Origin of the sequence: Phormidium sp. CCY1219, assembly GCF_035615515.1 — a bacterium.
GTDB lineage: Bacteria > Cyanobacteriota > Cyanobacteriia > Cyanobacteriales > Laspinemataceae > CCY1219.
The window spans coordinates 1-9,372 of the sequence record NZ_JAJENT010000458.1; the positions used below are offsets into that span (position 1 = coordinate 1).

At 51.2% G+C, this 9,372-nt stretch carries 8 protein-coding genes and 1 other RNA gene; 3 read left to right on the forward strand and 6 right to left on the reverse strand.

The features are described from left to right. The first annotated feature begins 634 nt into the window (after positions 1 to 634). From LKK83_RS11070 to LKK83_RS11080, 3 genes are all read left to right on the forward strand, one after another. Positions 635 to 2,038, forward strand: coding sequence for an IctB family putative bicarbonate transporter (locus LKK83_RS11070; protein WP_324631165.1), 1,404 nt, complete (start codon positions 635 to 637; stop codon positions 2,036 to 2,038). Between the two features lie 217 nt (positions 2,039 to 2,255). Beyond that, positions 2,256 to 2,513 (forward strand): hypothetical protein, encoded by a 258-nt coding sequence (locus tag LKK83_RS11075; protein ID WP_324631166.1) that lies wholly within the window; start codon positions 2,256 to 2,258, stop codon positions 2,511 to 2,513. 215 nt (positions 2,514 to 2,728) lie between these two features. Beyond that, positions 2,729 to 4,750, forward strand: coding sequence for a sensor histidine kinase (locus tag LKK83_RS11080; RefSeq protein WP_324631167.1), 2,022 nt, complete (start codon positions 2,729 to 2,731; stop codon positions 4,748 to 4,750). A gap of 60 nt (positions 4,751 to 4,810) precedes the next feature. Here LKK83_RS11080 and LKK83_RS11085 read toward each other — a convergent pair whose 3' ends face one another. The 6 genes from LKK83_RS11085 to LKK83_RS11110 form a co-directional block, all read right to left on the reverse strand. Next, the gene (locus LKK83_RS11085; RefSeq protein WP_324631168.1) at positions 4,811 to 5,893 is read right to left on the reverse strand and encodes a Gfo/Idh/MocA family protein; all 1,083 of its coding nucleotides are present in this window, start codon (positions 5,891 to 5,893) and stop codon (positions 4,811 to 4,813) included. A gap of 168 nt (positions 5,894 to 6,061) precedes the next feature. Beyond that, complete coding sequence (rnc, locus tag LKK83_RS11090) at positions 6,062 to 6,784, reverse strand: ribonuclease III (protein ID WP_324631170.1); 723 nt, start codon at positions 6,782 to 6,784, stop codon at positions 6,062 to 6,064. Positions 6,785 to 6,856: 72 nt separating this feature from the next. Beyond that, positions 6,857 to 7,232, reverse strand: an RNA gene (gene rnpB, locus LKK83_RS11095) — RNase P RNA component class A. Positions 7,233 to 7,535: 303 nt separating this feature from the next. Beyond that, positions 7,536 to 8,216 carry a hypothetical protein gene (locus tag LKK83_RS11100; RefSeq protein ID WP_324631171.1) on the reverse strand — a complete coding sequence of 227 codons (681 nt, stop codon included), beginning with the start codon at positions 8,214 to 8,216 and terminating at the stop codon, positions 7,536 to 7,538. A 61-nt stretch (positions 8,217 to 8,277) separates the two neighbouring features. Beyond that, positions 8,278 to 8,580, reverse strand: a complete 303-nt coding sequence (locus LKK83_RS11105) for a DUF6464 family protein (protein WP_324631172.1) — start codon at positions 8,578 to 8,580, stop codon at positions 8,278 to 8,280. A 93-nt stretch (positions 8,581 to 8,673) separates the two neighbouring features. Further along, a complete protein-coding gene (locus tag LKK83_RS11110; protein WP_324631173.1) occupies positions 8,674 to 9,303 on the reverse strand; it encodes a TenA family protein in 630 nt (209 codons plus the stop codon). Positions 9,304 to 9,372: the final 69 nt, after the last annotated feature.

The window sequence follows — 9,372 nt, forward strand, 5'->3', positions numbered from 1 at the left end:
GGGGAGAACTCCTCCCTACGCATAAATGACGAGGGTTTCCGTTCTCCCCCTTACCAACCCTAATTTCTGATGACAATCAGCATGGCAGTGGCCTAAAATTTACCTACTCTATAGAGACGCTTTTCGGCGTCTCTACTTTCCTTTTTTACCTACTGACCAGATGAGTTCTAACCCCCCTTTCCTCGCTCTTTCTCCCACCCTCCGCAGCGCTCTGTGGGAATTAATTCACCACTTGTTCAGTCCCTAATCTGGCGCTGGCAACTTGTTAGAGCAAAGGGTTGACAAAGAAAATGGAATCGGTTTTAATAATCTTATTTGTGTAGGCAGGGCTGATGTGCAATGTACAGATTGCTTAACAGTGCTGCCTGCACCACCGAGTTTCACGGACTATTATATCACAAAAAAATCTTGACTTAATTATCTGGGCTGAGCCAATCCGGCACGAACCACTTGACATCGAGGGTGTGGTGGTGTAGTGGGTTTCACCTGACAATTTAATTTTTAATTCCAACTGCAACCCGGTTGAGACATTGGCGGGGATGAAAAACCCACAGACCGACCCAAGCGATGCCACCAGGGATCGGCTTGGATTTGAGGTAACGTTTTAAAGCAGGTTCCATTGCGGTTTTAACAGATGAGGAATATTTTTCAACCTGTAGTGGGTTTTGTTTCCGACTTGCCCCTGTATCGGTGGGGCAGCGCCAGTTACTTGCACTCTGTCATCGGTTCCCTAGAGCATCTGCGTCCGGGGAGTATTTTGATGCAATGGGCAGAACCGATCGCCGCGTTACTAATCAGCATCCTGTTTGCCCTGAGTCCGTTTGTGTCCACAACCTTAATTGGGGTATTGCTGCTTGCTTGCGGCGGGTATTGGATGCTGATCAGCCTGTGCGACGATAGCCAAAGCGGTTTTACGCCAATTCACCTGTTGGTGTTGTTGTATTGGGGGATTGCCACAGTAGCCACCGCCATGTCCCCGGTGAAGAAAGCGGCATTTGTGGGGTGGACGAAGCTGACATTGTACTTGCTGCTGTTTGCCCTGATGGCAAAGGTACTGCGCGATCGCCGATGGCGCTCTAGGTTAATTACCCTTTACTTGCATATTGCCACATTGGTGAGCATTGAAGGACTGCGACAGTGGCGATATGGAGCCGATGCCCTTGCCACCTGGACCGATCCGGAATCCACCCTAGCGAAAGTGACGCGAGTGTACAGTTACTTAGGCAATCCCAACTTGCTGGCGGGGTATTTGTTGCCGGCGGTGGCCCTGAGTATTGCCGCGATTTTTGCGTGGCGCGCTCTGATGCCGAAAGCGCTTGCCATTACCATGACCGTGGTGAATTCCCTGTGTCTGATACTGACATTTAGTCGCGGCGGTTGGATTGGCTTTGTGGTCACCGGTTGCGCCTTAACCCTGATGTTGGGGTATTGGTGGAGCGTCAAACTGCCGCAACGGTGGAGAAAGTGGGCCATGCCCGTGGTGTTAGGGGCGATCGCCAGCGCCATGATTTTGGCGGTGATGTTTGTGGAGCCAGTGCGGATGCGGGTGGCCAGTATTTTTGCGGGGCGCGAAGATAGCAGTAATAATTTTCGGATGAACGTCTGGGCGGCGGTGTTGGATATGATTCGCGATCGCCCCATAATCGGCATCGGGCCGGGCAACGCGGCGTTTAATAAAATTTACCCCCTCTATATGAGACCGAAATACACCGCCTTAAGCGCCTACTCGATCGTGTTAGAAACGGCAGTAGAAACGGGATTAATAGGGTTAGCCGCTTTTGCCTGGTTGGTATTGCTCTGTATTTATCAGGGTTTGACCCAACTCAAGCGCCTGCGGGATGAGAATCGGGGTGAAGGATACTGGTTGATAGCTGCGATCGCCATTGTATGCGGAATGATGGCGCATGGGGCTGTGGACACAGTTTGGTATCGACCCCAAGTCAACACCCTCTGGTGGTTAGCCGTAGCGCTGATTGCCAGTTACTACACCCCGCCGCCCGGGCACTCGCACCAGGACCAATATGGGATGAGCGATTAGGAATGAGTCAACCAACTTATTCGAAAGTTTTCAATTCTTAATCGGTGGCGATTTTTTGCCCTTCCCTGCCCCTAGGAATCTTGATTTGCCCGCCTGAAATTCCGGTAATTACACCCTCAATGGGGGCGATCGCGGGCACCAAGTGTTTTTAGTTGGCGTCAGGATGTGCCGAAAGGATGGAGAAAGCATTATCCTTTTAGATAGGGGGAAATTTTGTTTGGACGCGCATCCACAACCACCCCCCGCAGCTCGTCCGCAGGGGACTCCCAACACCGACAAGCCCGATCGCCGCAGGGGTAGCCTGCACGCCGAATACCCATCGGAGTACAGCACTCGCCCGAAGCGCGATCGCTCAGACCTCGGTGGTGAAACTTGGACCTCCAACAACCATTCCTTTGTCAATCCCAGAACCAAAACCAGCCGCCAGTTTCACCACCCCTCGATTCCCTCATCTACCCTCACGGTTATCCGATGAGGTCTCCCCCAATCGGGAGAACCAGCAGGGTGCCAATCAGTTTCATAAAATTGTATTAACGACAACGAAAGAATGTTTGTAGCAGCCTCGTCCTCTCGGTAACAGCAGTTCAACCATTCCCTTGTAAAATAGGCAAGGAATGGCGGTCTAACCTCTAGAGACTGTTGAACCTTTGTTACCGTCGAGGCGTGCATCTCAATCGTTAAAAACTTCCTATGTCTAAGCCAGGTCAATCCTCCTTTCGCCGTATCCTGCTGTCACGGATTTTACTCCTCAGCGTTCCTGTTTTGCTATTAGGGGAGTATGTGACCTATAGAAAAGCTCGTTCTAGCCTTCTAGAAACCGCTCGCCAAAACCTCACCGAAAGCGCGATTCGCAAAGGGGAAAGCATTCACTCCTCTATCGCAGCGCTACAAGCGAACCTGTTAACCGCGAGCGAATCTACAGCCCTGCAATCGGGTTCTATAGCCGCCTCGCAACAATATATCGAGACATTGATAAAGCGCCTTCCCACGAAAGTGCAGTGCGTTCAACTGAATAATTTACAAACGAATGAAATTCTCGCGAGTACCTGTACGGATCGCGAAATCGATTTGCAACGATTAAATCTGTGGCAAGAAGCCACCGAGATTTTCCCATCCCAGGGTTCTGCGATCCAGGTCAAAACCGACATCCCAAACCCGGAAAATGGGCAAGAGCAAGGGGAACTCAAATTGTTTTTCAGCGCCCCCGTTTATGTGGGCAATATTAACCCCCTTTCCTCGGAAACCCTACCGCAGCCAGATTATGCCTTAACCGTCCAGTCTAGCGTAGGCCAGCGAGCCAGCGATCGCCAAATTCAACCCGGTTCTTTGACTGGCTATACGGTAGTGATCGACCAAGATGGCACCATTCTCGAACATGGGACGGAACCGGAAAAAGTCGGGCGCAACATTGACCAGGAAGTAGATGCACAGCGATTAAACAGTATCCTGTACAATGCGATGAACGATCGCCAAGCGTTTCTACACCTGTTTAACTTCGACCAACAAGGCAGAGAATTGCTCTCCGGCTATACGGCAATTCCCAGTCCCCTATCGGGGGGCGATCGCAAGTGGGTGATCCTCGCCGTTACTCCTCTAGACAACGCCCTAGCAGGACTCAAAGACATTCAAAATGTTTTAGTCACCCTCATCTTGGGTTTGTTGGCGGCAAATCTGCTCGCCACTCTCTATTTGACCCGAGACTTGGCACTACCGATTGAAAAACTGGAAAACTATGCCCTGAACATCCAGTGTCAATCCACCACAGAGCAGGTACCCCGCAACTTAAAAATCGGCGAGTTCGAGCGCTTGGCTGAAGCACTCAATAGTATGGTAGAACGCCTAAAAACTTGGGCAGAAGAGTTGGAAAACGCCTGGAAAGAAGCCAAAACAGCCAACCAACTGAAAAACGAATTTTTGGCAACGATTTCTCACGAATTGAGAACGCCGTTGAATGCAATAATCGGCTGCATTCGATTAGTCCGAGATGATTGCTGTGATGACCGCAACGAGGAAACCGAGTTTCTTCAAAGAGCCGACGATGCAGCCATTCACTTGCTCAATATCATTAACGATATTCTGGATATTTCTAAAATTGAAGCCGGTACCCTCTCGGTGGTTTTAGAACCGGTGGAGGTGAATCAGATTCTCAAAGAAGTGGTCGATCTACAAGAAAGTGCCATTCAGCAAAAGGGTTTGCAGTTACAAGTTAACCCCAATTCCCAATCCATTACGGTGGAAGCAGATCCAGCGAAGCTCAAACAAGCGCTGCTAAATTTAGTCGGAAATGCGATTAAATTCACCGATACGGGCAGGATTTCCTTATCGAGTTACATCGAAACTCCCATCCACCCGCTCAATTCTGACCCCGAATTAAATGGCAACAGCGGTGAGTTGGTGGTAATTGCGGTGCAAGATTCCGGAATTGGAATTGCCCCGGAACAACAGCAAAAACTGTTTCAGCCGTTTGTGATGGTGGACGGAACGCGAACGCGCAAGCATGGCGGAACGGGTTTGGGACTGGCGATTTCTCGCAACTTAATCGAACTGATGGGTGGAACCATTCGGCTACACAGTAAGGGAATTGGTCAAGGTACCACGGTTGAAGTGGCTTTGCCTGTGTTAAAACTCTGGTCGCGCGAGGAGTTAGAATCTGAGGGAAATGTGGAGGATCCGGAAGCAAAAAGGATTTCTGCCAGCCTGGATGAAGGGTGAAGTTTCATCGGTAGTCTTTCGTGCTTCATCCTTCTGGTTTTGTCTTGGGTGGCAAAACAATTAGTCTTGCCCAATGGCAATCGGTTGACCCCCTTGGCGAACAGATTCGCTTAACGCCTGCAAGATGACGACAAATTCGGTGCCGATCGCCCCTGATGCAATGGGTTCGGAACCCAGAGGGGAAAATGTGGCGGAAGTGCAGTTCTCGCCCACGCATCGGACGAAGCGATCGCAAACCCGCCCTAAGGGTTCGGCAGCTTCTACACTGACCACTTCCCGACTTAACCCGGTGGGAATGAGGCGATCGTTACTCGCTTCTACCTCTCCATGCTGAATCACCAACGGACTCTCGGCGGAGAGTTCGTCAAAAATTAACGTTCCTTTCGTCCCCACCACCGCCAACCGCCGCTGTTTATCCGGATTCAACCAGCACAGGTGTATGAAGGCGCGGAATTGATTGGGATAGGTTAAGGTCGCCATGACAAAATCGGACAACCCTTGGGGAAATAATTCGGCTTTATCCATCCGTTGCGGCGTTTCTTGCAGCCACACTCTGCCTGTGGCTTGGGCTTGAATGGGTCTTTGCCCCACCCAATTGTTGAAAATGGCGATATCGTGAATTCCTAAATCCCACAGGGCATCCACATCTTGACGAATCGGACCGAGATGGGTGCGGGTCGCATATCCATAGCGCAATTCTCCCAAACGTCCGGCATCTAGAACCTGTTTGCCTGCTTCCACTGCCGGGTGAAACAGGTAGGTGTGGTCGATAAACAGAACTCGCCGCTGTTGTTGGGCAAGGTGGCACAGTTCCCGGCATTCCCCTGAATCTAGGGTTAAGGGTTTTTCGGCGAATACGTGCAAATTCTGTTTGAGCGCCTCGGTAATCAGAGAATAGTGGGTGGAAGCGGGGGTGGCGATCGCCACGGCGTCTAGTGCCGGTAGCTGCTTCACCTCCTGCCAATCAGTGGCGAGTACCACACTCTCATCTAAGTTAAAGCGCGTACGCGCCGCACTCAACCGTTCCGCATGGGGGTCTACCACCGCCATCACCCGCGTTTGCGGATGTTCTAAAAAATTTCGTACTAAATGCACGCCCCAACGACCCGCACCTAAAATTGCAATCCCAATTTGATTTGACATTTATCGCTTTTTATGGTAATAGCTTTTCCCGCTCGAATCCGGGCGCAGCCACAATCCGGTGAATGGGCTGTGCCTCGCGCCGGGATGTTTGGGGCTGCCCGATGACAACCCCTGCTGCCTAGGCATGCCTCATCCACCCCCTACCATAAATTACCCGAAAACCTCTTTTTAAGGAATCGCCGATTCGGAACACAAGGATAAAAACGCCACCTTAGCCGCTGCTTGTTGCGCTGCTTTTTTGCTGCGTCCGCTTCCTTCTCCCTTGCGTTCCCCTTGTAGCCACACCTCAGCCTTAAATCGATGCGGACGACGCGAAAGCGGATGAATTTCGCGCACCCGATATTCCGGCAAAACTTTATAGTGCAGTTGGGTCCATTCTTGCAAGGCGTCTTTATAGTTGCGAAGTGCGGGATCCTTGCGGATGTCTTCGGCGAGCTGTTGGAAATGAGAATCCAACCAGGGACGCACCAGTTCCAAGGTGTGGGTACTCAGATAAAGCACCGCTAACAGGGCTTCAAACGCATCGGCTAAGCGCGACTGCTGACCGGAGCGATCGCCCGCCGCACTGGGCGAGAGCAGCAGGTAGCGCTCTAGCCCGTAGCTGGCGGCTATCTGAGCTAAAATGCGATCGCTTACCAACACGGATCGAATCTTCGCCATCTCTCCCACCCGCGCTGTGGGATACCTCTCTAACAAAAATTCTGACGCGGCGAGGCGCACCACTGCATCCCCCATAAATTCTAGCTGCTCGTAGTTCTCCTCTGATGAAGCACTCGGGTGGGTCAGCGCCAATTCCAGCAGATCCCAACGCACCGACACCGAATCCGGGAGTCCCAATTTTTCGATCAGCTTTTCTAGTTCCCGTTGGCGTTGCGGATAACTCACACTCATAAAACGTTCAAGTTAATTGCCAGCCTCTCGAAGTCCTTTCCCTCGTTGCTGACGCTCTAAAAATAAAAATAGGGAGAGAGTTGGACATAAGCCGGGTTCTGTTCCATTCACTGCACGCAATGAATGGGGCAGTTATCTATCTGGGACGCCTGTTACCAGACACCTCGAGCGGTTCTTAACTCAGCGGAACTGGTAAAAGACCAACCATAGTTCCTCCGACCTTGCTCCCAACCGGGGTTTACCGAGCCACGACCTCTCGATCGTGCTGGTGCGCTCTTACCGCACCTTTGCACCCTTACCTTCTTCACCATGTAAAGAAGGCGGTATGTTTCTGTGGCACTATCCTCACGGTCGCCCGCACTGGACGTTATCCAGCAAGTTCGGTCTTTCGGGAGCCCGGACTTTCCTCGGATTCGCGAAAGAATCCGCAACTGCCAAGGCCAACTCTCTCCCTACTCTCTATTTTAATCCTTCCCTGTGCTTTTCTCAAGGAAATTGCGTTTTTTTCTGACCAGATTTTTGGCGGCAAGTTTTGGTTTTGCTGTCTGGTGGGCACCTTCAGGCGCACCAGACGCAATTTTGCCGTTTGAGTTGCGATCGCCTCTCCAGTATTCTCCGGGCGATCGCTCACGTGAAAAAATCCCCCTTTATCCCACTCTCTGGTCAACGCAAATTCCCCCTATGCGGAGTATTTTTGGGCTGCTATTGCGCTGGGCATGAGTTCAAAATGTCTCTGGCGATTTTTCTTCCCCTATTTCTTTTTTTGGTTCCAAGGAAGGTTGGCGGTCCAGGGTAATTGTTTGGCAATAAATTCACAATTGAGGATATAAAAGGGATTCTGACTGGTTCGGGCTTCTCCCGTACCCACTCGCAACCCTAGGCGAATCGAAAACCTCGCTGTCGGTAGGGTTTTTTGTGAAGGGGATATCTTTTTTTTGGGATCGGGTTTTAATTTAGACAAATTCACTAACCCACCTACAGGTTTTAATGTCCCGATGCCAGGGTCGCGCTTGAGAGCGGATTCTGTAGTAAACTTTTCTTTTAAGGTTTTTCCCGGCGCGATCGCGCTAAAAACTTGCGAGGACAATACATCGAAGGTGGTACCGGGCGTCAGGCGCACGATGCGCTGCGCTCTTCCATCGGGATCGATCGCGCTGCTGGAGTCCCAGTCAATATAAATCGTCCGCTCGGATGAAGTGTTTTCTACACTTAGCTCCAGTTCTTGTAACTCGTCTAACTCGTAGCGATCGGCCAGTTTAAAGTTAATTTTCACCCAATTGTGGAGATTTTGGGCGTGCAGTTGTCGTTCTAGGGAGGCGCGCTCTAATTGAATCAAAAATTTGGCCTGGATTAGGGAGGAGAATGCGCGCAAGAACACGGTACCCACGCACAGCAGGTAAATGGTGATAATTATGGCGTCGAGTCCCGTCATTTTTCGTTTGCGCTCGGGAAATTCTTTCTAGGGCATTTCCGAAGTTGCAAGCGATCGCCCATTATCGACTATCCGTGGGTTGATAGTGGCTGCAACCTTTACAAGGTCCTTCGGGATTGACCGCACAGCGCAGGTAAGCAGAGCGCGCGTTAAAGCGACAGGTGACATCACCGGTCACTTCTCCCACTCCTTCTACATAATGGCGATCGTTCGGTAAGGGATGGCGCTGTGGAATTCTAATCATGGGGATTTCTTGAGCCGATCGCAGGCGCGCGCTGGCGCTGGCTTCGGCTTTTCGCATAAACCATACCGACAGCAACGGCGGCGTTATTCCCACTGCAAAAACGAGAAGTGTTTCTAACACGGCTATCACGGATTTATCGTCTTGGAAACGCGATGGATTCTCAAAGCATAGGTCTGCATTTTTCTCAATTTATGCCCTTTTGCGATGGGCATTTTATCCGTCTTGGACTTCGCAGGCAGCTTGAAAAAAATCCCGCTCGCAGAGCATGGCATAGCGATAGGTGGAATGCGCCATTGGAGTGGAGGCGGCATAGCGATCCACTAATTGTTCGAGCTGTCGGGCCAATTGCTCGAATTGCTCGTCCGAATAGGTGTGAATCCAGTCCGCATACTGGCGATCGCCAATCCCGTTGGCGGCGAGTTGTTGGCCTAAAAACGCATACAGGCGCATACAAGGAGCCATCGCCACCGCCGTTAGCCCCACTGACTGACTCCAGGCAGTTGCTAACAAAAAGTCAGTGTAGCGACGAGTTGCCACCCCCGGTTTAACCGCTTGAAAATCAATATTCCACTGTTTGGCATATCCTTGGTGCAGGTGAATCTCTGACAAAACGCCGCTACCGAGACGGTGAAAGACTTCAAAACTTTCCCAGTCGGGGGTTTTTGCGGCAGCAATGCTGTAGGCGCGGGCAAAGGCTTCGAGGAAAAACGCATCTTGCCCGACGTAGTAAGCAAACTGGTGTCGGGGCAAGTTTCCCCGGGCAATGCCTTGGACGAATGGATGTTCGATGCACTCCTGCGCCAAGTCTCGATTCGCTTGCCAAAGTTTGTTGGAAAGTGTCATCAGAAATTAGGGTTGGTAAGGGGGAGAACGGAAACCCTCGTCATTTATGCGTAGGGAGGAGTTCTCCCC

What these genes read in the sequence shown, in the direction of transcription:
- LKK83_RS11070 (WP_324631165.1), top strand. Translation starts at nt 635, where the DNA reads ATGAGGAATATTTTTCAACCTGTAGTGGGTTTTGTTTCCGACTTGCCC.
- LKK83_RS11080 (WP_324631167.1), top strand. Translation starts at nt 2,729, where the DNA reads ATGTCTAAGCCAGGTCAATCCTCCTTTCGCCGTATCCTGCTGTCACGG.
- LKK83_RS11085 (WP_324631168.1), bottom strand. Translation starts at nt 5,893, where the DNA reads ATGTCAAATCAAATTGGGATTGCAATTTTAGGTGCGGGTCGTTGGGGC.
- rnc (WP_324631170.1), bottom strand. Translation starts at nt 6,784, where the DNA reads ATGAGTGTGAGTTATCCGCAACGCCAACGGGAACTAGAAAAGCTGATC.
- LKK83_RS11100 (WP_324631171.1), bottom strand. Translation starts at nt 8,216, where the DNA reads ATGACGGGACTCGACGCCATAATTATCACCATTTACCTGCTGTGCGTG.
- LKK83_RS11110 (WP_324631173.1), bottom strand. Translation starts at nt 9,303, where the DNA reads ATGACACTTTCCAACAAACTTTGGCAAGCGAATCGAGACTTGGCGCAG.